Raw genomic sequence first — 25,944 nt, 5'->3', positions numbered from 1 at the left:
CTCCTAGAAATCACGCCAGCTACCGGGTATCCGCCCCACTCGCCGAAAAGCGTCATGTTCCTCAATAGAAGACAGCACATCGGCGTCATAAACCGCATTATAGGTACCGTTTGCATGGCCAACAGGATGATTGGAAGCCACGACCCCGTTTACTCTGGCCCCCCCTATCATATTGATCTCAAATGGATTGACTGTGGTGGGCTTGCGAAAAGAAAACAGGATGCCGTTCAGCTCAGCCCCCCCGTTCATGGTGATATCCCCGTCAGTAACAATCAGGATGACCGGGTTGGCGAGGCTGCCGATTATAGTATTGGCATTAACACTGCAATTACCGTCCACCCAGATAAGCCCGACACTGGCCGGTCCCAGACCCGCGCAGGAGTTCAAGCGCAAGTCTGCATCGGCTCTTAATTGCGGCCACTCGGCTTCCGGTACATTAAACAGATACTCCATCAGATCAGGGGGAAAGCCGGGATCATCGTCGACAATATCCAGCCCTTTAAAGCCTTTCTCTGAATAGGCATCACTGCTACAGGTACCGGTCTGAGATTCATGCAGGCCACAGGTGGTGCCGCTGCCATTATTCATGTCAACGGCCATATCGGTCCAGATGGACAGTGGCACACCGGTGCCTCCCCCATTGGGGTTGGCGGTGACTTCGAAGTTGCCGCCCACATTCAGCCCTCCGGCCACTATCAGAGGGGCATCGGGTGGATTGGCCAGTACCGAATACAACAGGGCCTGCTCCTGAATTGTCACTGTCCCAAGACCATCCGGGGATTGTCCCTGGGAGGTCAGACTCACCACAGTGACCGTACTGGACTGACGCGGTACCTCCTGACGAACGCCGCTGACCGTATAGGTGGCATTGGTATCCAGATCGTCAACTACGGCAGCCCCGTTCCAGGCAGGTTCTTCGGAGAGCAATCCCAGCACACGCATCAGACCCGCTTCAGCTGCGCTAAAGCCAATACGATAGTTCTGTTCATTGAGCAGGACCTTTTGCTCCAGGACCTTGACCCGGCCGGTGTAGAGCGTTACCGCCAGGACTATGATGAGCAGCAGCACCACGGAAATCAGGATGACGGCCCCCTGCTGACGGGAGGGTTGTGTGCAACTAGTCATAACTTCTCACCGATATGGTTTCCTGATAGGTGCGGCTGATGTTGGGATTGTCGGTCAGATGGCCGGTAATAGTGAACGTAACGTCAGAGCGGGTCACATTGTTGGACACGACCTGATTGAGCACAAACTGCAACTGCGACACTTCGACCATGCCGGTATCGGTCAGATCCTGCCAGCCCACCTCTGTACAAGTCAGGCTTCCCTGGCGCATTTCAATTGCCTCATCCCTGAGCCGGAAGCCAAAATTCTCATTGCCTGCAAGCACATCCAGGACACCATCCGCATCCTGGTCATAGCTGAACAGAATACAACTGTCAGCGGCTTCTCCGGCATAAGCCGAAACTTGCAGGGAATTTCGAAAAGGTGACGGATTGGCAACAGGATCGGCGACCATCAAAATTGAATTGGCGTTGTAACCGGCACGCCTGAGCTCCCGTCCAATCAGCAGTGAAACGGCTTTGAGTTCTTCATTAAGACGCGATTGCATTAAGAGATTGCTGTTGGTTCCAATGCCATAGCCCATGACAGAGGCCAGCAGCATCAGGCTGACAAGCCCAAGGGTGGCAGCAATCATCAACTCCACCAAACCCAGACCTTGATGTTTTTGCCTACTCAGCACGCTGGGTACCCCGCGATATCACCTTGAACGCGACAAATACGTGCCCTAGCCAGATTGCTAAGAACCAGTCTCAGCCTGTCGTCAGCCCGGTCAAATTGCATCGAACCTGCACTGCCCACTGCCAGCCCCCGCATACCGTCGATAACAGACTGGCCGCCGACAAAGGTGACATTGGAAACACTGACACCGGGGAAATCCTCTGCATCTGCCACCTGTTCCACACCATTAACCAGACAACTATTGGCCTGAGTGCAATCGCAAGGGCCGGTGTCACTGATGCCCAGACACCAGTTTGTTCCATCGTTGATATCAATAGTGATATCAGCCCCCTGACTAATGGCGGTGGAACGGGCCAGGCCGAGCATATAGTAGCTGCTCTCAGTGGCTCCTTTGACATAATGGCTCTGAAAAGCATTAATTACTGCCGGTGCCCCCAGGGTGAGGGTGATGGCAATCACCGCAATAGCCATAAGTATTTCAAGCAGGGTAATACCGGCAGAATTATTAGGAGGGTGTGGTTCGCTTTCCATGGTTTTTGGAACGGTTCTATAATTAAAGTAAGAAACCAGATACTGTCTCTTGCCCAGACATGAGAAACCGCAGATGCCGATAGATAATAGCGTAAGATTCAGACCCTGTCGGGATCAGTATTATTCGGAGTGTAGCCAAGGATTTACATTACTCGAACTGATGATTGTCATCGCCATCGTCGGCATCATTGCCGCCATTGCTTTTCCCGCCTATCAGAGCCAGATACAGGAATCACGCAGAGGCAATGCCCAACAACAATTACTGCAATTGCAGCTGCAACAGGAAAATTATCGGCTGAACAATAATAGCTATGCCACTGAGGCAGACATCGGCATGCCGGTAAGCGATTACTATACCTTCAGCATCAGCAATGTCAGCGCTACCACCTATCAGCTCAATGCCACAGCCAAAGGCAGCCAGACGGCTGATGCAGCCTGCACGCCCCTGACCCTTGATCAGTCGATGAACAAGGCCCCCGCAACTTGCTGGTAGGAAAAACGGTTTGGCGCGTTGCACTACAGCACAGAATAACTTCTGCCTGAAATCCATACCTGTTTCGTGTCCGCTTCAAGTTATCCTGTGAGCATCAAAACAGTCTGTTTGAGGTCAAACATGAAAACTTTACACCGGTCTGAGCAAGGTATGACGCTATTGGAGCTGATGATCAGCATTGCTATTGTCAGTATTCTGCTGGTGGTAGTGGCCCCAAATGTCAGAGATATACTTATCAGCAACAAAATTACTTCGCAGCTTAATGAGACCAGCGCGGTCATGCAATTAGCCAGGCATACGGCCATTGATGAGCAGAACACAGCGATTTTTTGTCCCACGCAGGATTTTGCCAGTTGCACTTCGGACTGGACCGATGCCAAGATGGCTTTTATCGACCTGGATGCCAGTGGCGGCAGGAACAATAACGAGGAGCTGCTTGCCAGCACTGATGTGAGCCCAGAGGGCATTGATATAAAAGGGCCCAATGGGGCCATTCAGTTTGATCGTAGTGGCGCCGCCAACCTCAACACTATGCTGCTATTCTGTGATGAGGACGGTGAGGCCAGATTCGCCAGGGGGCTGGGTTTAACCGTCAGCGGCAGAGTAAAAGTCAGTCAGGATACAGACAACGACAGTATTCATGAAGATCTGAATGGCGTTGCCTTAAACTGCAACTAGTTATCTAACAGGCCCAGCAATATTCCCCGGCAGCCAGGCTGCCATCTTTATTCTGATCCCAGCCTTTACGTCCATCGCTGAAGTAATAGAGATCGCCGTCATCGGCTTGGGGAGTGCCACTAACTGGCTCCGCCTTGATGCTGTAACTATTGCCAGTGGCAGAGATGGTGGCAATCTTCAGATCATATTTCTTGTTGCCTGCAGGCTCACTGGATGGCGAATGAGCATGAAAAACGGCGGGACTGCCTGTATCGGCACCGCCTGACGCGGCACCTTTGTAGCTATAATTGGCCACCTTATGTCTTTCCATTGCTGCGGCCAAAGCCATCAAATCGGCCTGAGCCGCCCCCCGATTGCTCCCTACCACAAAGCTCACATAGGACGGGTAAGCAATGCTGGCGATGATGCCGATAATGGCCACCACTATCATTAGTTCTATCAGAGAAAAGCCGTTATTACTGATCTGTTTCATTTTCCGTCTTCCAACTGCTGCGTTGAACCCGTTCAAAGCGGCCATAAATATTCTCCGCCAGACATTCGAAGTCTGACCCACAGGGATCCTCCTCATCAATGACAGCCGAGGTGCATTCGGTTCCCAGGCAGACTACCGGCTTGATGATATCCTCAATGAGTATCTTGGTATCGGGAGCTATGCCGGTCTGCTTAAGGTCTGCGAACCGGTCTGCATGCTCTTTCTCATTGTTGTTGTTCAGATCCACCACGGCATTGCCGTTGATCAGTTCCACCAGATAGGCACGGCTGTTACCGGTGGGAGGAGCACATTCGCTCTCAGCGATGGAAGCCGGTATATAGGTGGTAAAGAATAGTCGGTAGTTAAGGATCAGCGGCGACGCCAGAACCTTCTCTCCCCCACTGCCCAGACGGATATACCAACCGGCCTTGTCAGCAAAAGCAGCGGTTTCCAGATCTTTTACTTCACTGTCGCTGTTGGTCAACAGATGATTGGTGGCATCGTAAAGATCATTTGCAGTGAGTGGAGCTGCCGGCATGGTGTAATTTCCATCCGTATCCAGGACAAACACGCCGCTGTCCTTGATCATATAAAAATTGTCCTGGATCTCTGTATTCAATGGATGGGCGCGGTAACCAGTGCCCAATGCCACGGCATAGTAATGCTCATTGGCCAGGCTGATTTCAGAAATATCCGGACCATAGTAGAAACGTCTGTTATCCGCAGCCGATCCATCTGCCGCCAGGCTGGCCATCAGCCCTCCTGTGACCAGTTCGCTGGTACCACTGCCGTTGTGGATATCCAGCCGGAACAACTGCCCACCAGTGTCAACCACATACATATGATCGGCAAAGCCGTCATTTTCTCTGTCGACCACAGAGATCCTGGCCGGAATGCTGTAATCCATGCTGGCAAGATTCAAATCAGCACTGCTGTTACTGGCAGACCAGAGTAACTGACCGGTATCGGCGTCAACCATATAGACGGCATTACCCACCACATCCGGCCCCCGCAGAACCTTGTTGTCCTGATCCGTATCGTAGCCACCACCAAAGATAAGTACCGTCTTGCTAGCGGCGCCAATCTTGACCTTGGTTACCGTAGGCCTCGACCAGGTCTGACCGAGTTTCTCGAAACCCGGGCTACCGCCCTTGATTTCAAACATCAGACTGGGAGCCATCTTGTTGGTAATATCAAAAGCATAGTAGTTGTTTCCGCCGCGGCGCATTCCCGCATAGAGGATCTTCTTGACGCCTGTATCGCGAAATACCAGATCCCCATCCATCCCATATATATGATTGAAAGTGGAATTATCCTGATAGAAGTCATACAGATTGCCCAATAACTCCTTGGGTGCAATGGCAAAGTTTTCCTCACCCGTATTGGCGTCAAAGGAATGCAGAAAACCGTGATTAGTGGCCACCATAATTGCACTGTCTGTAGTGGAATAGTTGACGATGACAGGCTGAGAGTGAATAGTATCCCCCATTTGCAGGCGAACATCCGCGACTGAACCGTCGTTGTCATCATCAAATACATCGACGCCCCTTGCCCACTTCAGTACGGCATCCCGCACAATCTCAGGATCGGCCACCGCCGCGATGCCCAAATCACCGGCCAGTATATTGTCATTATCTTCATGCAGGCTGTTTGCACTGGCGATGATGGAACCGGGACCGTTGAAATAGTATATATTTCTCACCAGATCCAACTGGCTGGCCGCGCCGCCGTCCCGCACGTCATTGCCATCGGCAAGGGTTGACCAGTAGCTGTGTGAATTGTCATGGAAGAAGCCCGTGCCATCATCCACTGCGTCCTGTCCGTTCTTATCGAGAATAACGTCACCGTTTATCTTGTACTTTTTCAAATTGCCGGGCCAGATAGTGCCTTCGGCCGGTTTGAACAGCGCAAAATAGAGCTCATCCTTATGGGTCAGTCGGTTCAGCTGGTTAACCGCCACACCAGGGGAAACGAAGGTTGCGTTGACGTCCTTGACCGTTTTCAGAATACTTTGAAAGGCGTCGACCAGATTCTCAGCGTTATCAGCCTGATAGAAACCGCCGCCACCGTTGAGGGCCAATTGGTTAAGATAGTTGTTGGCCGTGGCATTGGCCGCAAAACCTATGGTATGGGTCACAATTCGGGCATCAATAACCGAGTCCGAGCCCTTGCTGACGTTTTTAATCAGGTCGATGCCACATTTCTCACCACCACTGCCGCCAGCCGTGCAGCTCTTGCCAAGCAATGCCTCGATCTTTCCGACACTGTGGTTGTTATTGGCCTCTCCGTCAGACAGCAGAACGATATGGTTGTTGGTCTGACATTGCATGTCCGTGATCGGGGAGATATAGCTGGCGCCGGATGGAATATATTCATAAATGCAGTCATAGTCAGACAAATCGTCTTCGTTGCAGCCCGGGGGACGTACCGGGTCCGCCCCCAGGTAAGATAGGCGGTGGCTGACCCGGGTGGCTCTGCGCACACTGCTGCTGACCGAGGAAGTTCCCCGGGCCAGGCCATAATCCACTTCCAGGCCACCATAGTATTTAATGCCTTCGTACAGAGTATCGACAATAGGTGTCAGGCCATTGGCATTTAACTCATCCACTTTGTTCAGCAGATGCTCCCGCACCGTTGAAACGGTTCCGGGCGTGGCATTGCCTTCATAGCGGATCACCAAGCGTGGGGCTTCAGAAGGTTTACCTTTGTAGGAGTATGCGCCACGCACACCCTCAATGTCGGAAATAACAAAGGCCATTTCGTTGCCGGGCTCCCATCCTGCCCGGTTAACCAGATGCTGCACAATGCTGACCAGGGAGGGTGTCTGGTAAACATCATTCTTGTACCAGGACGGAATATTTGACCAGGTCACCCCTGCGGTTTTGGGTAGATCCCTGACCATATAACGTTTGTGGGGGCTGAAATCTGCAGCATCGTCCACATTAACGCCAGAGATAACAAAGGAGGCGCCGCCACTGGTGTCTTTGTCATAGGCAGTAAATTCGATATAGGCCTGCTTGATGACAGCATTCTTCGGCAACAGCAAATTAGTAAACCTCATGCCCACGTAAGCGTTATAGTCGTCATTGAAGGTGAGCTCGGTACCGGTAGAGTCGTAACCGTTGCCTTTCTCTTCCACATTGTCTTTCTCGGAACCGACCTGATAGACCGATTCACCCGAGACACAGCCCGTGGCGCTTGCCTTGTCATAGGTCACAACCAATTGGGCGGACAAACCGCTGCCTTCTTCATGGGCCTGAATAAGTCTGGAGCTTGTCCCCCCCAGGCCCTGTCCGGTGACAATAATGTTCAGCGCGTTGCCGCCGCACCAACTGTTCTGGTCGACAATTTCCTGTACCACCGCACTGATATCCGGAGTCGTGACCAGTTCCCCGGAAACAGGCCAGTCATTGTCGGTATTCCAGCTAACATTTGATGCCGTCTTACTGCGTGAAGATATATTATTGCTGGTATTGGTGAAGGTATCCGTATCCCCTATCAGTTCACCGCTAAAACTCATGTTGGCAGCCACGGAATTAAACTGATCCGAGGTAAAGCGGATAAAGGCCGAGGTGATGCTGGCCCCGCGGGGGATATTGAGGTCAGTGAAGCGCAACCCGCTGGTAACGGTTTCGGTGCCATCCACCAGTTTAATCGCATCATCCCCCAGTGTGACCAGTCCGTTTTTTTCATAGGCGTCATCACTGGGATGCAGCACTGAAGTTACCACCTCAGGCTCAACCGGTTCATCAATGGGCCTGACCGGATAGAGCACCGGCCCCCCGTAGTCGGAAAAACGCATCAGGCCGGCGTTAATATTGGTCACGGACTGCAGGACCGTCTTCAATCCTTCCTGCACCCTGGCCATCCGCGAATAGTCTGTGCCGTCCTTGCCGTCCATACTGCCGGAAGTATCCATGATAAACAGCACATTGGGATTATAGGTTGTCGCCCCTCCTCCGGTACCCAGATAGATTTCCAGGTCATCCGCCCAGGTCGTCAAACTGATGGAACAGGTCAGCAAACAAGATGCAAACAGGGAAACTCTCGTTCTTAAGGACATAACCACCTCGACCTTACTGATTGCCCTGGGCTGGGGCAAAAACGGATGCTTTGAGGGTATTGGCAATAGCATAGGACTGACCGCTCAGTTGCCCGCACCCCCTGACCAGAAATACATGACAACTGATATTGCTGCCGCCAATCACGTTGCTGGAGCCTTTACAGGCCTGCTCCCCCACGAAGGCCGTTCTCGACCAACTGGTAAGCTGGGGATTGTTGTAGTAGTTGCCGGCCGCGTCATGGCGGGTACCCGCCGTCAAACCCGCACTGGTTAATTGCCGGGCCGTCCAGTTGACGGGATCGAAACAGCTCAGGTCCTGATTGGTCAAATCAATGGCGACGTCCTGTCTGGCTTCGGACAGCGGATCCAGCAAATTATCATCCGTCAGCACCAGCGTGTCCTCAGATTCAAATATGACCCCGGCCAGGGCTGCCTCCGCCGCATCAAAGGCCAGTAACTGCTTCTCCATTGAAACAGCCATCTTGTTCTGCATCAGGCTGCTGCTGACTGCTGACACCCCCAAAATGGTGAGGCTCATCAGTACCAGTAGTGCCAAGACCAATACCAGTCCTTGTTGTTTCATATCTTTCTGCTTCTCAGTTGATTCTTTAAATTACGCAACGAAATGGTCGTCTCGAACTGTTTGAAAAGATGTTGGCCCGGAGGCGTTTGCTGCTCTTCGGTCAGCAATCGAAAATCAGGTTCATTATTCAGGGCGATTTTACCGTCGCCTTTGAGCAAAACCGCAATCCTGATTGTCACCACTGCAGAATCGGCAAGCCGCTCTGCAGCCAGTTGGTCGGCGGCGACATATCGAATTGGCCGGGCCGAGAAGTCACCGGCATCCTGGTTATTGGCGATGCCATACAGAAGCTGGAAGCTGGCAATCTGGTCCAGTAACACCACGGGATCACTGTCAGAGCCAACCGGCGCCGACCGTAAGCCCCTCAGGACTCTTCCGTCATACCCCCGGCATTTAAGCTGTTCGTCGTCAATGTAATATTCATTGACGACAAAAAACTCATCTCCGCCGTAGCCAAACTCGGCGCCACGACAATCCTCGCTGGCCTGGAAGGCCACCACCAGTCTGTCGTTTGCCCCATTGGCCCCCTGCTGCGCACCCAGACCGGGGGCGTTAACGAAGTCACCGGGGAGAACCACAGCCCGGTGTTGAAGAAAGGACTCTTCATCGATAATGTCCACGCTGCGATCCAGATCCGGGGACAGGGTGTCATAAAATCCGGTCATCATCAGATCGCCGCGAATGCGGGTAATAAAATACCGGCCATTTTCCTGCACTGAGGCGACGGCTCGGTTCAACCGTTCGGTGACCTGATTGCTGACCATCACCTGCACTATGGCGCCGGAAATCAGTAATCCCAGCGTGAGGCTGATCATCAGCTCGACCAGACTGAAGCCCTTGTCTTTCATAAGGTGACATCCAATACGACACAATCTCTTGGCTCGGCGCCGGCCACCGGGTTACAAGCGGCATTCAACTGCCGGTCAATGTTCTGCCAGCTCTCGGTGGGCCACGAAACGATGATCCTGTGCCTTGAGCCCGAACTGCATGCATCGGCATCCAGCCCGTCATTATCTGTACAGGTTAGGGACACTGTCGCAGCAGGATTACTTGAAGCAAGAGAACAGGACACCTCGTAGGCGTCCAAGGCGGCGAACTCTGCCTGGTTGCAGTCTCCACCGTGACAATCCGGTATGTCTGCAGGATGAGCCAGACAATAGCAGGGGTAGGGATTGGCGCCGGTACAACCACTTAAATTGGCAAAGTTGTACAAATCGTCATCGAAATAATCGTTGTGTACGACCAGCCCGTTTCCCGTAGAAGAGAGCACTGCATTGGCTCTTAAACGCTCGGCCAACTGCTGGGTGACAGTCACAGCCTGGGAACGATTCAGGGCATCGGCATTAGAGAAAGAACCTACGAACTGTAAAGAGGCCACACCGAGCAGACCTATGGAAAGAATAAACAGGGTAACAAGCACTTCAATCATGCCTATGCCCCTGGCCAGGCTAAATGCTACTCTACTCATTTGATAACCTTCACTCACATCTCTCCAGTACTACGCAACAGACATTACCAAGACTGGCTTTGTGAGTATTAAATTAACGTACTTTCTTCCCGACTAGGTTATGGCTCCGTGCGCTATGGTATGATTATTTAGCATAGAGAATACGCCTAAAAACGACAAAAGGCGCTGATTCGCGCCTTTTTTCGTATGATTCAAAATACTCAGCCCACCTGACGGACTCTGAGCTCCTTAGGCACGGCGAACTCAATATTTTCCAGGCGGCCGGGTGTTTCTGTTACCTGCGTGGCTCCCCACTCCTGCAGTTTTGAAACCACGCCTTGCACCAGAATCTCCGGTGCCGAGGCTCCTGCCGTGACCCCTATATGTTTTGCTCCGTCCAGCCAGACCTGCTGGATACAATCTGCTCCGGCTATCAGATAGGCCCTGGCGCCAATTTTGTCTGCCAGTTCCTTCAGCCGGTTGGAATTGGAGCTGTTTTGTGCGCCGACCACCAGCAGCACATCACATCGACCGGCCAGCTCACGAACCGCATCCTGACGATTCTGTGTGGCGTAACAGATATCGTCCTTACGGGGCCCCTCGATGGCCGGATACTTAGCCCGCAGAGCATCAATAACCTCCGCCGTGTCGTCGACAGAAAGCGTCGTCTGGCTGCAGTAATAGAGTTGATTGGGATTCTTTACCTGGAGGCTGACCACGTCAGCGGCCGACTCGACCAGATAGATGCCTCCCCTGGGGTTGTCGTACTGCCCCATGGTGCCTTCCACTTCAGGGTGGCCCTGATGGCCAATAAGGATGCATTCGATCCCTTTCTTGCTGGCCCGGGTGACTTCCATATGTACCTTGGTCACAAGCGGACAGGTGGCATCAAAGACCTTCAGCCCCCGCAATTCGGCTTCCTGCCTGACCGCCTGAGACACCCCATGGGCAGAGAAAATGACAATGCTGTCATCCGGCACTTCATGTAATTCATCAACAAACCTGGCCCCACGGGATTTGAGTCCGTCCACCACAAACTTGTTATGCACCACTTCATGACGCACGTAGATGGGAGGCGGAAACATTTCCAGCGCCCTTTCCACTATAGTAATGGCCCTGTCCACGCCGGCACAGAACCCCCTGGGGTTGGCTAGATGTATTTGCATAACCGGCTGCCTTCAGTCGTTGATCTTGATGATTTCAACATCGAATATGACCCGATGTCCCGCCAGCGGGTGATTAAAATCCACTGTCACTGATTCTCCTTGCACGTCCCTGACAATTCCCGGGATCTCTGCCCCGCCAGGCTGGGAAAACGCGATAATCATCCCCGGTTTGGGCGTCGCTTCGGCAGAAAACCTGGACCTGTCCATATGGTGGATATTGTCCGGATTTGGCTGGCCGAACGCATCCTCCGGTCCCAGCGTAAATGCCCTTCTTTCGCCCTCTTTCATGCCCAACAGGCAGGCTTCAAAATTGGACGTCAGACTGCCATCACCTATCTTAAGTCTGGCGGGTTTGTTATTGACCCGGGTACTGTCTGCCGCCGACCCGTCTTCCAGCTTCAGATCAAAGTGCAGGATTACCTCGCTGCCATCGTTGATCAGTTTATCAGCCATCAGCCTTCACCCCATTGTTGCGAAAGGCATCGATCACCAACAAGCCGGCTCCGACACAGATGGCGCTGTCGGCCAGGTTGAACGCCGGCCAGTGCCAGTTGCCCACATAGAAATCAAGGAAGTCCACCACATAGCCATAGACCAGTCTGTCGTAAAGATTACCCAACGCACCGCCCAGTATCAGGCTGAACGCAACCGGCAGCAACACCTGCTCGGCCTTGCTTTGTTTCAGCCAATAAAGGATAAGAGCACTGACAGTGATCGCGATGGCAGTAAAGAACCAACGTTGCCAGCCTCCGGCATCACTGAGGAAACTGAATGCCGCCCCATAGTTATGGACATAGGTCAGATTAAAGAACGGCATGATGCTGATGGACTGATACAGTGTCATCGCATCCATGACCCAGATCTTTGTCAACTGGTCCAGCACAATGGTCAGCAATGCCAGCCACAGCCAGCGCAACCCACTTTGTTTAAAGCTATCAAGCATAATGACGCTGTTCACCTTCGCCTTCCACATTATCGATACAACGTCCACAGAGTTCCTCATGTTCCTTATGGGTACCCACGTCCTCTCTGTGGTGCCAGCAGCGTACACACTTGGCCCCGGCAGTCTTATTCACTGCCACCCACAAACCTTCCACTTCCGTGTTCTCAAGGTTTGCAGGTTGTTTATCAGCTTCAATCACGCGGGTGGCCGAAGTGATCAGCACAAAGCGCAGTTCGTCTGCCAACAGCTCCAACTGAGCTGCCAACTCGGGTCTGGCATACAGGGTGACCTGCGCTTCCAGTGAGCCGCCAATCCTGCCTTCACGACGGGCATCTTCCAACGCTTTATTAACCACATCCTTTACTTCGAGAAGCTGCTGCCAAAATGCATCGCCCAGTTTCGGATCGATCTCTATACCCTCCAGGCCCCGGTACCACTGATCGGTAAACACATACTGGCTGCGTTTACCAGGTAGCGCTTGCCAGATTTCCTGCGCCGTAAAACTCATAATCGGAGCCATCCAGCGCACCAGCGCTTCGGCGATATGATACAAGGCGCTCTGGCATGAGCGGCGTGCCAGACTGTCGGCCTTGGCCGTATATTGTCTGTCCTTGATCACATCCAGGTAGAAACTGCCCAGTTCAATGGAACAGAACTGCATTAGTTTCTGCACCACCACCAGGAAGTCGTATTTCTCATACGCCTGTTGAAGCTCTTCCTGAAGCCTTTTGGCGCGACTGACCATCCATTTATCCAGCGCCACCATGTCAGCCACCGGCACCAGGTTCTCCTGTGGGTCGAAACCATTCAAATTGGCGAGCAGGAAACGCGCGGTGTTGCGGATGCGACGATAGGCATCGGCAGCACGCTTGAGGATTTCGTCAGACACCGTCATTTCCGAGCGGTAATCGGTTGAAGCGACCCACAAACGCAGGATGTCCGCGCCCAGCTTATTCATCACATCCTGGGGAGACACCACATTACCCAATGACTTGGACATTTTCTTACCCAGGGCATCTACCGTAAAGCCATGGGTCAGAACCTGTTTGTACGGCGCATGGCCCTTGGCCGCCACTGAAGTCATCAGGGATGACATGAACCAGCCTCGGTGTTGATCCGACCCCTCAAGGTAAAGATCGGCGCTGGCCGGAATATCATCACGGCGATCGACGACAAAATAATGGCTGACGCCTGAATCAAACCACACATCCAGGGTGTCTTTGACTTTGACATAGGTATCCACTTCATCACCGAGCAGCTCCCGCGGATCCAGATCCCACCATGCCTGGATGCCATTTTGTTCCACAAGCGTGGCGACTTTTTCCAGCAGAGCATGGCTGTCCGGGTGCAGATCGCCTGTATCCTTGTGCACGAACAAAGCGATAGGCACACCCCAGGTACGCTGACGGGAGATACACCAGTCGGGCCGCCCTTCAACCATTTTTTCTATCCGGCTTTGTCCCCAGTCCGGGATCCACTGGGTTTTGGCAATCTCGGCCAGGGAGTCACGACGCAGGCCCTGCTTATCCATGGAAATAAACCACTGTGGGGTGGCCCTGAAAATAATCGGTGTTTTGTGCCGCCAGCAATGGGGGTAACTGTGCTCATAGGCATGATGATGCATCAGGCTGCCTGTTTCTTTCAGCACTTCAATCACATGGTCATTGGCCTTAAATACATGTTCACCTGCAAACAGCGGCGTATCGTCCAGGTAAACGCCGTTGGCACCCACAGGATTGGCCACTTCCAGACCGTATTCTTTGCCCACGTTAAAATCATCCACACCGTGTCCGGGGGCCGTATGTACACAGCCGGTGCCGGATTCCGTGGTCACATGATCGCCCAGGATTAAGGGCACACTGAAATCATAAAAAGGATGCCTGACGCGCAGGTTGTCCAGCGCCTTGCCCTTGCAATAGCCCAAAGCGTGATAATGACTGATGCCAAACCTGTCCATGCACTCGTCCATCAACTCGGCTGCCAGAACCAGGCGTTGCTTGCCTTGCTCGGTGTCAGCCTGAACCAGCACATACTCCAGTTTGGGACTGACACTGACTGCCCGGTTCGCTGGTAAAGTCCAGGGTGTGGTCGTCCAGATAACGACGGAGACAGGTCCTTCGCCCACATGGTTTTCAGGATGGGCAAAAGCCGCGACCAGGGCGTCTTCATCCACTACCTTAAAGGCCACATCAATTGAAGGAGATGTCTTGTCCTTGTATTCCACTTCGGCCTCGGCCAGTGCTGAACCGCAGTCCGTACACCAGTGGACGGGCTTGAAGCCTTTTTCCAGGTGACCATTGTCAATGATCTTTCCCAGGGCACGCAGGATGTCTGCTTCTGACTGAAAATCCATGGTCTTATAAGGTTTATCCCATTCTCCCAGCACACCCAGGCGCACAAAGTCGGTTTTCTGACCGTCAATCTGCTTTTCAGCATACTCCCGGCAGTACTGGCGGAATTCGGCCTCACTGACTTTCTTACCCGGCTTGCCGACTTTCTTCTCTACTTGCAATTCAATGGGCAGGCCATGACAGTCCCAGCCCGGCACATAAGGCGCATCAAAGCCGGACAGGGTTTTGGATTTGACAATCATATCCTTGAGAATTTTATTCACAGCATGGCCGATGTGGATGTCGCCATTGGCATAGGGAGGGCCATCATGCAGGATAAAAGGCGGGTTGCCGGCCTTTGCTGCACGAATCTTGTGATACAGCCGGTCTTCCTGCCATTGCTTGAGCATCTGCGGCTCTCGCTGAGCCAGGTTGCCACGCATGGGAAATTCGGTTTCCGGCAAATTCAAGGTATGTTTGTAATCGCTCATCGATCCTCTGTTCCGCTCTGGTTCTAATCGCTACTGGCGTTGCAGCGTTGAAGTTACAGCCTCTGTCAAGCTGACAGCAGGGCTCTGGCTTGGGTGGCATCCTGCCGAATCTGTTGTTGCAAAGCCTCCAGGGAGGGAAATTTCATTTCATCCCGGATCTTGGCTGTCAATTGGACTTCTATGGTCCTTCCGTAAAGGTGTTCGTTCATGTCAAACAGGTGCACTTCCAACTGAGAACGCTGTCCGTTCACCGTGGGGCGATTGCCTATATTGGCCACTCCCCGGTACTCTTGTCCGTTAAACCTTACCCGTACGGCAAATACGCCGGCAACCGGTGTCCGGCAACGTTTAAGCAGTACATTGGCGGTGGGAAAGCCTATAGTCCGGCCTTTTTTGTCGCCATGCACTACTTTGCCCACGATGCTGAAAGGTCTTCCCAGCATAGCCTCAGCCCGTCTGAAATCAGACTGTGCCAGCGCTTCGCGAATGGCAGTGGAGCTGATGCGGCAATCCTGCAACCTGAAACTACGGGTACTGACCACCTGAAAACCGAACAGTTCTCCTTCCTGCTTCAGCATGCTGAAGTCGCCTGTACGGCCTTTGCCGAACCGAAAGTCGTCACCCACCACCAGAAATTCTATTCCCAGTTTCTTGACCAGCAGTTCTTCGACGAAGAAATTGGCAGACAACTGAGAAAAATGCCGATCAAATCTGATGCAGAGTAAACGGTCGACGCCCAGTTTTCGCAACTGCTGATACTTGTCCCGCAAACGGCTCAACCTGGCTGGCGCTCCTTGCGGGTTGAAGACTTCCTCCGGCTGCGGTTCAAACACCATCACAGTAGCGGGCAGGTGCATTTCCCGTGCTTTTTCCACCAGGTTTCTGACTACCGCCTGATGACCAAGATGCACACCATCAAACTTGCCGATGGTCAGCACACATCCTTTATGTCTTTCCCGGATATTGTGCAGGCCCCGAATCAGCTCCACCAGCTACCCCTTATCGAGTGTTCAAGCCATGTACTGCCCGTGCAGCCGGCTTATACAGCAAAAATCACGCGATTATAACCCACTGGAGCCTGAATTAAAGCCTGTCGGCAAGCTGCTTGCCGAAATCCGCCGGGCGTATTCCAAGCAAAACAGCACTTATCACCAGGGTCAGGACAGCACAGAAAATCAACCAGCCCAACTGTACCACCTGTTCGAGTACCGACCATTCAAGCCAGGCCGGACCGGCCGGCTGAAGGTAGATCACCACGGCGACCATAGCGGCAGTGGCCAAACCAACCCGCAGCAGGAACAATCCTGTCTTGTTGCCCAACTGGTAAACCCCAAGCTTGTGTAGTTTCTGATAAAGAAGCGCCGCATTGAGACTGGCCGAGAGGGAAGTGGCGATAGCCAACCCCACATAACCATAGGGAATGGCAAAAATAACGTTGAAAACCATATTGGCCGCCATCGACCAGATACCGTAACGAACCGGGGTTTTGGTATCCTGGCGGGAAAAAAATCCCGGTGCCAGCACCTTGACCAGCATAAAGCTCAACAATCCACAGCCATACGCCATCAGGCTGTATGAAGCCATTCTGGCATCCTGGGCGTCAAATTCCCCGCGCACGAATAATACTGTCAGCAGAGGTTCTGCCAGCACGACCAGACCAGCGGCCGCCGGGATCCCCAGCAGGCAAACCATACGCATGGCCCAATCCATATTGTCACGAAACTCCTGGCTGTTGGCGCTGACATAGTTACGTGACAAGGTGGGCAGAATCACCGTGGCGATGGCAATACCGAACAGACCCAAAGGAAATTCCAGCAGGCGGTCAGAGTAATACAACCAACTGATGGAGCCGGTCACCAGGAAGCTGGCTATAAAGGTATCCAGGAGCAGATTTATCTGGCTGACAGAAACACCGAACAGGGCTGGAATCATCAGGCGCCGAACCTTGCTGACCTGCGGGTCGCGCCATCCCCATTGAGGTTTGACCAACAATCCGGTGCGGGCCAGAAATGGCACCTGAAACAGCAGTTGCACCAACCCGCCGAAAAACACCCCCCAGGCCAGGCCGATGGCCGGCTGCTCCAGTCGTGGGGAAAGATACAGGGCGGCGGCGATAATACAGATATTGAGCAACACAGGTGTAAAGGCTGCGACGGCAAAGCGGTTCAAGGTATTGAGGATAGCGCCGGCCAGCCCGGTCAGGGTGATAAAAAACAAATAAGGGAAGGTGATCTTAAGCATCAGACTGGCCAGCTCATACTTGGCCCCATCCGGATTGTCATTCAGATAATCGAGAAACCAGCCCGTACCAAACAGCGCCGCCAGTACCGGCGAACCTATGACACCAATCAGCGTGACCACCAGCACCAATGTACCCAGGGTGCCGGCGACCCTGGCCAGAAACAGCTTAAGCGCCTGCCCGTCCCCCTGGTTATGCACTTCACTGAGCACAGGTACAAAAGCCTGGGCAAAGGCCCCTTCGGCAAACAGACGACGGAGGAAATTGGGGATCTTGTTGGCAAAAAAGAACACGTCCGCGGCGGCGCCCGCGCCCATCAGGTTCGCTACAACCATATCCCTGACCAGACCCAGAACCCTGGACAACAGGGTCATCGAACTGACAATCAATCCGGATTTCAGCAACTTAGCCGACACAACTGGCCCCATGTGATAAAATGCGCTCTATTATGGCCATTTGCCGGCTGAAATGAAACGCAAAAGAATCCCATCCTGCTGGCCAATAAAGCGTCAAAAGCATTTGACAATCTGGCGGTTTACGGGAATAATCCGCACCCTTAAATTTTGACAAGAATCTTTTGGGAGTTTCACCTTGGCTAACATCAAGTCTGCTAAGAAACGTGCTATCCAGGCCGAAAAGCGTCGTCAGCACAATGCCAGCCGTCGCTCCATGACGCGTACCAGCCTCAAGAAAGTGATTGCTGCTATTGCCTCTGGTGACAAAGCTGCTGCTCAGACTGCGTTTAACGCTGCTGTGCCCGTGCTGGACCGTATGGCTACCAAAGGCTTGATCCACAAGAACAAGGCTGCCCGTCACAAGAGCCGTCTTGCCGCTAAGATCAAAGCTTTGGCCTGATAGCAATAGTTTCGCCATGCTGCTGTATTAAACGGCAGTAGTAAAAAAGCGCCACCCGGCGCTTTTTTTGTATCTTCACCCTGCCCTGCTGTCAGGTGAATTTACAAATTTTTACTTTTGAACGCCCATTTCATGTCCGGCCATGGGCAGACAGTCCAACCCGGCTCTGTTAAGATCTTTCCCCCATTTGGCATCGTGCCATGCACCCCAGGCGAGCAATAAAAGGCGTTTCAGTGACTAAGACCCAGTTTCGCATGTTGGCGGGTATCGGCCTGATACTCTTCTTGTTGGTTTTTCTGATGTTGGTGCCCACGCCAAAGCTAATCACCTACGAGCGTTCCAATGTTGTCTCCAAGGGTGTGTATTGGCGGGGCTTTGGTGAGTCCGGCATGTTACTGGATGCTAACGCCAGTTTTGTCAAAATAGATCCCAGCACGCAATACCTGCATGTCTGCTACGAGTTTGAAAAAGGTGACAGTTGCCAGCAATACCGGGTTATCGAGACCCAGGGCCTGCTGGCCGTGATCCGCCATCTGCTATGACCCGGGGCGCATCGCCCAGATTTGTCATCACAATTTAAAATTAACGTCACCAAAGTGTAAGCCCGCGTTCTTAGCCTGGAAAAAATCATTGCAGAGGCGCGCCCCATGAACAGGAAAAACCATTACCGGACAGTCTGGCTGTCCGATATTCACCTGGGATACAAGGATTGCAAGGCGGAATACCTGCTGGATTTTCTGCGCCACAGCAAGATAGAGACCCTCTACCTGGTAGGTGACATCGTCGATATGTGGGCCATGAGTAAACAATTCCTCTGGCCAACATCCCACAATCAACTGTTTCATCGCCTTTTGGCCCTGACCGGCGAGGGCACCAGGGTTATCTACCTGCCCGGCAACCACGACGAACCGGCGCAGAAATATGACGGCATGGCCTTTGGTGAGGTTGAAATTCACCGCCAGTACATTCACACCACCGCAGATGGTCGCAGACTCCTGCTGCTGCATGGAGACCAGTTTGATGAGGAAGTCTGCTTCGGCAAGTTCCACGCCTGGATTGGCGACAAGGCCTATGACTTGTTGCTGTTCATTAATCGCTGGTACAACAGGTTTCGCCACCTGGCTGGCTATCCTTACTGGTCCCTGGCCGGTTATATCAAAAGCCGGGTGAAAGGGGCAAATGAGGCCATCGGCCGGTACCGGGAAATAGGCTGTCGGACTGCGCGGGAAATGCAGCTCGACGGTATCGTCTGTGGTCACATCCACCACCCTGAAATCAGCCGCCAGCAGGAGATCACTTATTGCAATACCGGCGACTGGATTGAAAACTGCTCGGCGCTGACAGAAGATGCTTCAGGCAAACTGAGCCTGGTGTTCTGGACCCGCATCCAAACCAGTTTACAAGCGGTTAGCGGAAAGGCGCGAACCAAGCAGGCAGCCTGATACCAGGGTGTGTTTCTGGTCATTAAATCGCAATAAAAGGCTCACAAAACCGTCACCTTGGATGAGTAGACTCTGGACCAATAACAGTTCAGAAAGTGTCTTATGTTTACTGTCGACGACGTACTGCAAAAACATTATCCCAGACTGACCAGCCATCCCCGCCTGCTTGCTCCGATTCGATTTATTCTCAAACGCCTGCTCCATGAACGGGAATTCCAGGAATTTGCCAGGGAATATCCTTATCTGCAGGGCGTCGACTTTGTCGAGCAGGTACTGGAATATTTCAACTTCAGCTATTCGGCCCGTGACAGCGAAAAGGAACGTATTCCGGTACAGGGCAGACTGGTCATAATAGCCAACCATCCCATCGGCACCCTGGATGGCCTGGCCCTGATCAAGCTGGTCAGTGAAGTCAGACGGGATATCAAGGTCGTCGCCAATGAAATGCTGATGGCCGTAGGACCACTGCACAATATGCTGCTGCCGGTCAATAATATGAACGGTGGCACGGCCAGGGAAAACCTGACCAGGATCCACCACCATCTGGCTGATGAGGGCGCAGTGATCCTCTTCCCTGCCGGCGAGGTTTCCAGGCTTCGCCCGCAAGGCGTCAGGGATACCCGCTGGCGCTCCGGCTTCCTGCGCATCGCTTCTGCCGCCAAGGCCCCGGTTCTGCCCATTTTTATTGACGGCAAAAACTCGCCGGTGTTCTACGGTGTCTCCATGCTGTACAAGCCACTGGCCACCTTGTTTCTGGTGGCCGAAATGTTCAAGCATCGCAAGAAACACCTGCCCATGCGCATTGGCGAAATGATTCCCTATGAGTCCTACCAGGGACAGAAAATTTCGTCACGCCAGCAAGTCAAACTGTTCAAGAAGCATCTGTACCGTATCGGGCTGGACAAGGAAGGTATTTTCCCCACCCAGAAGGCCATTGCCCTGCCCGAAGACAGGCGGGAGCTCAGCCGAGCCATGCGCAAGGAGTGTGAGTTGCTTGGAACCACGGGGGATGGCAAGGAAATCTGCCTGTATCAGTACCGGGACAGCTCCCCTATCATGCGGGAAATAGGGCGCCTGCGCGAAGTGGCATTTCGGGCTGTTGGTGAGGGCAGTAACAAGCGCCGCGACATCGACCAGTATGACAGCCACTATTACCACCTGTTGTTATGGGACAAGGACGAACTGGAAATCGTCGGCGCCTACCGTTTCGGCGATGCCAAACAACTTATCACCAATCGGAACGGACCGGGCCTCTACTCCGCCAGTCTGTTCGACTATGGTGAGCAAATGGCTCCCTATTTCGAACAGGGGCTGGAACTGGGCCGCAGCTTCGTACAACCCAAATACTGGGGCAAGCGCAGCCTCGACTATCTGTGGTATGGCATCGGCGCCTTTCTGACCCGCCATCCCCAGTACCGCTATCTGTTTGGTCCTGTCAGCATCAGTGGAGCCCTGCCCTCTGCCGCCAAAGATCTCTTAGTGGTCTTCTACCAGCTCTATTTTGGCGCTGAACGGGGGATGGCGTGCTCAAGCCGTCCTTATCTACTGCCGGCGGAACTAAAAAACGCCTTCAGCGGCGAGGACTACAAAGCCGATTTCAGCAAGCTTAAGCATCTGCTGGCCAACATGGGGGTGGCTATTCCCACCCTCTACAAACAATACACTGAAATCTGTGAGCAGGACGGGGTTAAATTTCTCAGCTTCGGCGTGGATCCTGATTTCAATGACTGTGTGGACGGCCTGGTATTGGTAGATATCTCCCGGTTAAAGGAGCAAAAGCGCAAGCGCTATATGCCGTAGCGGGGCTGACTGGCCGACAAAGCAACAAACTTGACCTCCACCTTGCCCGAGCAGGGATAAAACCAGACCCGCCGATACCCCTGCTCGCCCACATCCGCCTCCATTACCCTGACTCCTTCGGCCGTCAGGCCCGCAAAAGCTTCGGCCGCATTGATATCGCCAACCGGACTGCTGTCAGCAAGCTCCCTTAGCGATGCATCATTGGACCCGGGCAGCATATTGCCTCCGCCAAATATCCTGCCCTGGAATTCAGTCAGACGGGTGCCCCGTTTCAGTGCCAGATCCCGGAAAATCCGCATGCAATCTACCGCATAACGGGGGTCGGGTCGGCTGTTGCCATCTTTTATTCCTTCCGGCCGTCGTGGCAGCACAAAGTGGCACATACCGCCAAAATGTTTCCCTGGATGCCACAGGGTGATGGCCACACAGGATCCCAGCAAGGTGGTCATAGGCCGCGTTCCTTTGCCGAACACCAGATCACCGGGAAGCAGTACCAGGGGCTTTTTAGTCTGTTGCGCCAAAAGCAAAGGATCCTGTCAGTTGCAAGCCTGCAGAATCGCCGGGCCTATTTGTTGCAGGGGCAGTTGGGATACCACACCTCCTTTGCGGAATGCTTCTTTTGGCATGCCATAGACGACGCTCGTCGCCTGATCCTGCCCAATGGTCAGGGCCCCAAACTCTTTCATCTCCAGCATGCCATCCGCCCCATCATCCCCCATTCCTGTAAGAATCACCCCCACCGCATTGCTGCCCACATACTGGGCCGCGGAACGGAACAACACATTGACTGACGGGCGGTGCCGGCTGATCAGGGGGCCATCCTTGATGTCCGCATAGTAGCGGGCACCGCTGCGTTTAATCAGCATGTGCCGGTTACCCGGTGCGATCAGGGCATGCCCGCGTAACAGTGAATCGCCGGATTCCGCTTCCTTGACCCGAATTCGGCAAAGCTGGTTGAGCCGCTCAGCAAATGAACGGGTAAAGCCCTCCGGCATGTGTTGCACGATAGCAATGGCAGGACAATCAGCCGGCATTTGTTGCAACAACACACGGATCGCTTCAGTCCCCCCTGTGGAGGCGCCTATCACCACAATCTTTTCTGTGGTTCTGTCCATGGAGCGTTTTGCTACCGGAGCCAGCATTGCATCGGCCGACAGTTTAGGGCCGGCTTTGGCCGGCGCCGGGTGTAACCTGCTGACCTTGGCCATGGCCGCCGCTTTTACTGCATCAATAATGCGGGTACGGGCCTCATGCATAAAAGCCTTGGTACCTTTCAGCGGCTTAGCGATAATGTCCACTGCGCCGTATTCCAGTGCCTTGATATGAGTGTCGCTGCCCTGCCCCACCAGCGAAGAGCAGATAATGACCGGCAGCGGATGCTGCGACATCAGTTTACGCAGGAAGGTGATGCCATCCATGCGCGGCATTTCCACGTCCAGGGTGATGACGTCGGGACTGAGCTGGCGCATCTTTTCTGCAGCAAGAAAGGGATCGGCAGCAGTACCAATCACCTCGATATCCGGATCACTGTCGAGAATTTCCGTCAGCGTCTGACGCACCAGCGCAGAGTCATCGATAATCAGTACTTTGATCACAAACAGGGGACCCGCTGATAGATGGTGGGGCTGAGCACATCCAGACCCTGGCGTTGATTTCCCACGGATTCCGAGTGGCCCAGAATCAATAATCCACCCGGCTTAAGGGAGGCTTTCAGTCTGTTAATCACTAAGCTTCTGTCCCGTTCACAGAAGTAGATCATCACATTACGGCATAAAATTACGTCATAGCAGGGTTCGGCCGGATAGGATCCGGCTATCAGGTTGAACTGACTGAAGTTGACCCTGGCACGCAGGGCGTTGTCGACCTTGACCAGCCGTTTGGCCGGATCGCGACTGCGCAACAGGTATTTCTTCCTAAGAGGTATCGGGACCGGCGCGATTCTGTCTTCACGGTAGATGCCTGCTCTGGCACAGGCCAGCATGGACTCAGAAATGTCGGTGGCATCGATATGGAAATGGAACCCTCCACGCTCTGCGTTAAGCTCAGCCAGCACCATGGCCAGCGTGTAGGGCTCCTCACCACTGGAACAGGCCGCACTCCAGAACCGATATTCTCTGTCCGTGGCACCTGCGTCCAGTCGTGCTCTGAGATGCCGTTGCAGGAACTCGAAATGGCCCGGCTCGCGGAAAAAGTCCGTCTTGTTGGTGGTGAGGGCATCCACCAGCGCCTGCCTCTCCCCTTCTCCTGCTGCAGAGAGGGCAAAAGCCAGGTAGTCGGAGATGGTGGATTTACCCGTAGCCTTCTGGCGTTTGCGCAATCTCGTCTCAATCAACTGACGCTTATGAGGCGGCAACTGGATACCTACCGTCTTGCCGATAAATTCAGCAACCTTGTCATGGTCCTGTGCTGACAGCCCCTGGCAACCGGCAACTGTCATCAGTCCTCCAGGGCGACCTGTGACAGCCCAGCTGTGATCGCCGATGGCGATTCAACCGTCTGCTCCAACACCTTATGCAACTCATCGGCGGAAAAGACCCGTGACAGCCGTAACAGAATGATAAACTGCTCCTCATGGCGGGCCATCCCGTAGATAAAGGCACCATTGATGCGGTTGCCGATGCGTGGAGGCGGATTAATGTCCTCCACGGCAATCTCTACCACTTCTTGTACCCGGTCAGCCATAATTCCCAGGGGCGTTTCCTCCCCGTCTATCTCCACATGCACTATGATGATACAACTGTCGACTGTCGGCTCTGCCAGCTTCATCTGGAAATGACGGCGCAGGTCCACCACCGGAATCACTTTGCCACGCAGATTGATCACACCGAGCATAAAGTCGGGTGTCCGTGGCACTTTGGCGACCTGGCGGTATTCCAGGACCTCCTGAATGCCGCTGATTTCCACGCCTAACCAGTCACCGTCGAGAACAAATGACAGAACCTGCATGCTCGATACGGTATTTTTGTCGATTGTGTTGGCTTGCATCATTTACCTCAATAACGGACAAAGTCGTCGTCTTCGTCAAGGTTCAGCACTACACCACTGTTGGCAGCCGCAGCCGGGCGTCTGGCCGGTGCCACTTTGACAACTTTGCTGGTGCCAGCTTTGACCGGTGCGGCTTTTGACTGACGCTCGGCATCGATGTGGAAGAAGTCCACCGTGCTGTTCATCTGCTCAGCCTGAGCTGAAAGCTCTTCTGAGGTAGCGGCCATTTCTTCTGCCGATGCAGCGGATTGCTGCACCACCTGATCGAGCTGTTGCAATGCCTTGTTGATCTCTGCAGCCCCTTTGTCCTGCTCCATGGCTGCTGCGCTGATCTCCTGCACCAGCTCCGAGGTGCGCTCGATACTGGGTACCAGTTCTGCGAGCATGGTGCCAGCCCGCTCTGATACATCCAGGCTGTTTCTGGAGCGCTCGACAATTTCACCGGCCGCTTTCTGACTGCGTTCTGCCAGTTTACGGACCTCTGCCGCCACCACGGTAAAGCCCTTGCCGTGCTCACCGGCTCTGGCCGCTTCGATGGCGGCATTCAGTGCCAGCAGGTTGGTTTGGCGTGCTATCTCACTGATGATGGCAATTTTTTCTACTATGTCTTGCATGGCCGCCACTGAGCTTTGCACCGCTTCCCCGGTGGACTGGGCATCCAGGGCTGCCTGACGGGCGATCTGCTCGGTCTGCCTGGCATTGTCGGCGGTCTGGGAAATATTGGCGGTCATCTGTTCCATGGACGAAGAAACTTCCTCCAGCGACGCGGCCTGTTCGGTGGCCCCTTCGGCAATCTGCTGACCTGTGCTGCTCATTTCCACGCTGCCTGAGGTGACGTTGTTGGAGGCTTCCTTGATCTCGGAGACTATGTCACGCAACTTCTGGTTCATATTGCGCAGCACGCCATATAGATCCGAGTCACTGGCTCTGGGATCAAACTTCTGGTTCAGATCACCTTCACCAATCTTCACTGCAATGCGGCTGACTTCGTTAATGCGCAGGATGATCACAGTGGCAGCCAGGGCGGCCAGGATCACCGAAACGGACAGAGTCATAAACAGCTGGTTACGGGTTTCCTGATAACGCAACTCGGCATTGCTGACAGCCGTGGCCATCTCATCATCGTTGATTTGCACTATGGCATTAACTTGAGCGATGGCTTCGTTGAGTGCCGGTTCCCCTTTACTTTCCAGTAAATCGGCAGCCTGATTGTCGGTACGGGCAATCTCTTCCTCAGTGGCTCCGCTGTCTATGGTCAACACAGAAATGCCCCTGACTTCACGCGCCACAATGCGATAGTCATTAAGCTCAGATCTGAAGCGCTCCAGTACTTTGTCACCTTCGGCTGAGGCCATCTTTTCCAGGTCGGTCACCAGTTGATCCATGCTGGCATTAGTCTGCTGGATCAGGGATTCGATACTGGATTTGCTGTTGGACAAGCGGGCCAGGATATAATTTTTCTGCAGCCGGTCCAGGGTGAGAAGTTCCTTACGGATCTGCCCGGCCATCTTGACCTTGGTGGCCGGTCCCTGCACTGTCTCGTTGAGGCGGTTTCTTGCCCCGTCCAGGGCCTGCAGCCCCAGGAAACTGGTCAGCAGCAGCAGTGCCACCAGAAAAGTGAACCCTGTGTAGAGCAAGGTTTTAAGCGTAATACGTTTCATGGCTTTGATACCCTTAGTGAAA

At 53.5% G+C, this 25,944-nt stretch carries 25 protein-coding genes; 6 read left to right on the top strand and 19 right to left on the bottom strand.

The window, feature by feature from the left end:
* Positions 1-3 precede the first annotated feature (3 nt).
* The 3 genes from J0A66_RS17860 to J0A66_RS17850 are packed head-to-tail and all read right to left on the bottom strand — an operon-like array spanning position 4 to position 2,274.
* Positions 4-1,125, bottom strand: coding sequence for a pilus assembly PilX family protein (locus tag J0A66_RS17860; RefSeq protein WP_206575210.1), 1,122 nt, complete (start codon positions 1,123-1,125; stop codon positions 4-6).
* Positions 1,118-1,744 carry a prepilin cleavage protein gene (locus J0A66_RS17855; protein WP_206575209.1) on the bottom strand — a complete coding sequence of 209 codons (627 nt, stop codon included), beginning with the start codon at positions 1,742-1,744 and terminating at the stop codon, positions 1,118-1,120. Before J0A66_RS17855 ends, J0A66_RS17860 begins: the two co-directional genes overlap by 8 nt.
* Positions 1,738-2,274, bottom strand: a complete 537-nt coding sequence (locus J0A66_RS17850) for a GspH/FimT family pseudopilin (RefSeq protein ID WP_206575208.1) — start codon at positions 2,272-2,274, stop codon at positions 1,738-1,740. The genes J0A66_RS17855 and J0A66_RS17850 overlap by 7 nt, the downstream gene beginning before the upstream one ends.
* A gap of 73 nt (positions 2,275-2,347) precedes the next feature.
* Between J0A66_RS17850 and J0A66_RS23605 the strand changes: the two genes are divergently transcribed.
* The gene (locus tag J0A66_RS23605) at positions 2,348-2,767 is read left to right on the top strand and encodes a type IV pilin protein (protein ID WP_277603584.1); all 420 of its coding nucleotides are present in this window, start codon (positions 2,348-2,350) and stop codon (positions 2,765-2,767) included.
* A 120-nt stretch (positions 2,768-2,887) separates the two neighbouring features.
* Positions 2,888-3,445, top strand: coding sequence for a GspH/FimT family pseudopilin (locus J0A66_RS17840; RefSeq protein ID WP_206575239.1), 558 nt, complete (start codon positions 2,888-2,890; stop codon positions 3,443-3,445).
* A gap of 4 nt (positions 3,446-3,449) precedes the next feature.
* Here J0A66_RS17840 and J0A66_RS17835 read toward each other — a convergent pair whose 3' ends face one another.
* The 11 genes from J0A66_RS17835 to murJ form a co-directional block, all read right to left on the bottom strand.
* Positions 3,450-3,917 (bottom strand): type IV pilin protein, encoded by a 468-nt coding sequence (locus J0A66_RS17835; protein ID WP_206575207.1) that lies wholly within the window; start codon positions 3,915-3,917, stop codon positions 3,450-3,452.
* The gene (locus tag J0A66_RS17830) at positions 3,901-7,980 is read right to left on the bottom strand and encodes a PilC/PilY family type IV pilus protein (protein WP_206575206.1); all 4,080 of its coding nucleotides are present in this window, start codon (positions 7,978-7,980) and stop codon (positions 3,901-3,903) included. The genes J0A66_RS17835 and J0A66_RS17830 overlap by 17 nt, the downstream gene beginning before the upstream one ends.
* Positions 7,981-7,993: 13 nt before the next feature.
* Positions 7,994-8,563, bottom strand: a complete 570-nt coding sequence (locus tag J0A66_RS17825) for a PilX N-terminal domain-containing pilus assembly protein (RefSeq protein ID WP_206575205.1) — start codon at positions 8,561-8,563, stop codon at positions 7,994-7,996.
* Complete coding sequence (locus J0A66_RS17820) at positions 8,560-9,411, bottom strand: PilW family protein (RefSeq protein ID WP_206575204.1); 852 nt, start codon at positions 9,409-9,411, stop codon at positions 8,560-8,562. Before J0A66_RS17820 ends, J0A66_RS17825 begins: the two co-directional genes overlap by 4 nt.
* The gene (gene pilV, locus J0A66_RS17815) at positions 9,408-10,031 is read right to left on the bottom strand and encodes a type IV pilus modification protein PilV (protein WP_241264277.1); all 624 of its coding nucleotides are present in this window, start codon (positions 10,029-10,031) and stop codon (positions 9,408-9,410) included. The genes J0A66_RS17820 and pilV overlap by 4 nt, the downstream gene beginning before the upstream one ends.
* A 200-nt stretch (positions 10,032-10,231) precedes the next feature.
* Positions 10,232-11,176 (bottom strand): 4-hydroxy-3-methylbut-2-enyl diphosphate reductase, encoded by a 945-nt coding sequence (ispH, locus tag J0A66_RS17810; RefSeq protein ID WP_206575203.1) that lies wholly within the window; start codon positions 11,174-11,176, stop codon positions 10,232-10,234.
* A gap of 12 nt (positions 11,177-11,188) precedes the next feature.
* On the bottom strand, positions 11,189-11,629 hold the full coding sequence (gene fkpB, locus J0A66_RS17805; RefSeq protein WP_206575202.1) for an FKBP-type peptidyl-prolyl cis-trans isomerase: 441 nt from the start codon (positions 11,627-11,629) through the stop codon (positions 11,189-11,191).
* Positions 11,622-12,119: a signal peptidase II gene (gene lspA, locus J0A66_RS17800; RefSeq protein ID WP_206575201.1), complete on the bottom strand. Its 498-nt coding sequence runs from the start codon at positions 12,117-12,119 to the stop codon at positions 11,622-11,624. Before lspA ends, fkpB begins: the two co-directional genes overlap by 8 nt.
* On the bottom strand, positions 12,112-14,940 hold the full coding sequence (gene ileS / locus J0A66_RS17795) for an isoleucine--tRNA ligase (RefSeq protein WP_206575200.1): 2,829 nt from the start codon (positions 14,938-14,940) through the stop codon (positions 12,112-12,114). The genes lspA and ileS overlap by 8 nt, the downstream gene beginning before the upstream one ends.
* A 65-nt stretch (positions 14,941-15,005) precedes the next feature.
* Positions 15,006-15,929: a bifunctional riboflavin kinase/FAD synthetase gene (ribF, locus tag J0A66_RS17790; RefSeq protein ID WP_206575199.1), complete on the bottom strand. Its 924-nt coding sequence runs from the start codon at positions 15,927-15,929 to the stop codon at positions 15,006-15,008.
* 94 nt (positions 15,930-16,023) lie between these two features.
* The gene (gene murJ, locus J0A66_RS17785; RefSeq protein ID WP_206575198.1) at positions 16,024-17,595 is read right to left on the bottom strand and encodes a murein biosynthesis integral membrane protein MurJ; all 1,572 of its coding nucleotides are present in this window, start codon (positions 17,593-17,595) and stop codon (positions 16,024-16,026) included.
* 175 nt (positions 17,596-17,770) lie between these two features.
* Between murJ and rpsT the strand changes: the two genes are divergently transcribed.
* The 4 genes from rpsT to olsF all read left to right on the top strand — a co-directional run bounded on the left by rpsT (position 17,771) and on the right by olsF (position 21,276).
* Positions 17,771-18,034 carry a 30S ribosomal protein S20 gene (rpsT, locus tag J0A66_RS17780; protein ID WP_206575197.1) on the top strand — a complete coding sequence of 88 codons (264 nt, stop codon included), beginning with the start codon at positions 17,771-17,773 and terminating at the stop codon, positions 18,032-18,034.
* Between the two features lie 233 nt (positions 18,035-18,267).
* A complete protein-coding gene (locus J0A66_RS17775; RefSeq protein WP_206575196.1) occupies positions 18,268-18,576 on the top strand; it encodes a hypothetical protein in 309 nt (102 codons plus the stop codon).
* A 105-nt stretch (positions 18,577-18,681) separates the two neighbouring features.
* Complete coding sequence (locus J0A66_RS17770) at positions 18,682-19,476, top strand: UDP-2,3-diacylglucosamine diphosphatase (RefSeq protein WP_206575195.1); 795 nt, start codon at positions 18,682-18,684, stop codon at positions 19,474-19,476.
* 102 nt (positions 19,477-19,578) lie between these two features.
* Positions 19,579-21,276, top strand: coding sequence for a bifunctional ornithine lipid synthase OlsF (gene olsF / locus J0A66_RS17765; protein WP_206575194.1), 1,698 nt, complete (start codon positions 19,579-19,581; stop codon positions 21,274-21,276).
* On the opposite strand, the gene J0A66_RS17760 is transcribed toward olsF, so the two are convergent.
* From J0A66_RS17760 to J0A66_RS17740, 5 genes are read right to left on the bottom strand one after another with little or no spacing between them, the layout of a single operon-like run.
* Positions 21,264-21,797, bottom strand: coding sequence for a chemotaxis protein CheD (locus J0A66_RS17760; RefSeq protein ID WP_206575193.1), 534 nt, complete (start codon positions 21,795-21,797; stop codon positions 21,264-21,266). The genes olsF and J0A66_RS17760 overlap by 13 nt on opposite strands.
* A 15-nt stretch (positions 21,798-21,812) precedes the next feature.
* Positions 21,813-22,871 carry a chemotaxis-specific protein-glutamate methyltransferase CheB gene (locus tag J0A66_RS17755; RefSeq protein WP_206575192.1) on the bottom strand — a complete coding sequence of 353 codons (1,059 nt, stop codon included), beginning with the start codon at positions 22,869-22,871 and terminating at the stop codon, positions 21,813-21,815.
* Positions 22,868-23,713 (bottom strand): CheR family methyltransferase, encoded by an 846-nt coding sequence (locus tag J0A66_RS17750; protein ID WP_206575191.1) that lies wholly within the window; start codon positions 23,711-23,713, stop codon positions 22,868-22,870. The genes J0A66_RS17755 and J0A66_RS17750 overlap by 4 nt, the downstream gene beginning before the upstream one ends.
* Positions 23,713-24,261 carry a chemotaxis protein CheW gene (locus J0A66_RS17745; protein ID WP_206575190.1) on the bottom strand — a complete coding sequence of 183 codons (549 nt, stop codon included), beginning with the start codon at positions 24,259-24,261 and terminating at the stop codon, positions 23,713-23,715. Before J0A66_RS17745 ends, J0A66_RS17750 begins: the two co-directional genes overlap by 1 nt.
* 8 nt (positions 24,262-24,269) lie before the next feature.
* On the bottom strand, positions 24,270-25,922 hold the full coding sequence (locus tag J0A66_RS17740; RefSeq protein WP_206575189.1) for a methyl-accepting chemotaxis protein: 1,653 nt from the start codon (positions 25,920-25,922) through the stop codon (positions 24,270-24,272).
* Positions 25,923-25,944 lie beyond the last annotated feature (22 nt).

The organism is Bowmanella dokdonensis (genome assembly GCF_017254865.1).
In the GTDB taxonomy this organism is placed as follows: domain Bacteria; phylum Pseudomonadota; class Gammaproteobacteria; order Enterobacterales; family Alteromonadaceae; genus Bowmanella; species Bowmanella dokdonensis.
Note: the sequence above shows the minus strand (reverse complement) of the source record. Positions and strands in the feature narration are given on the sequence as shown.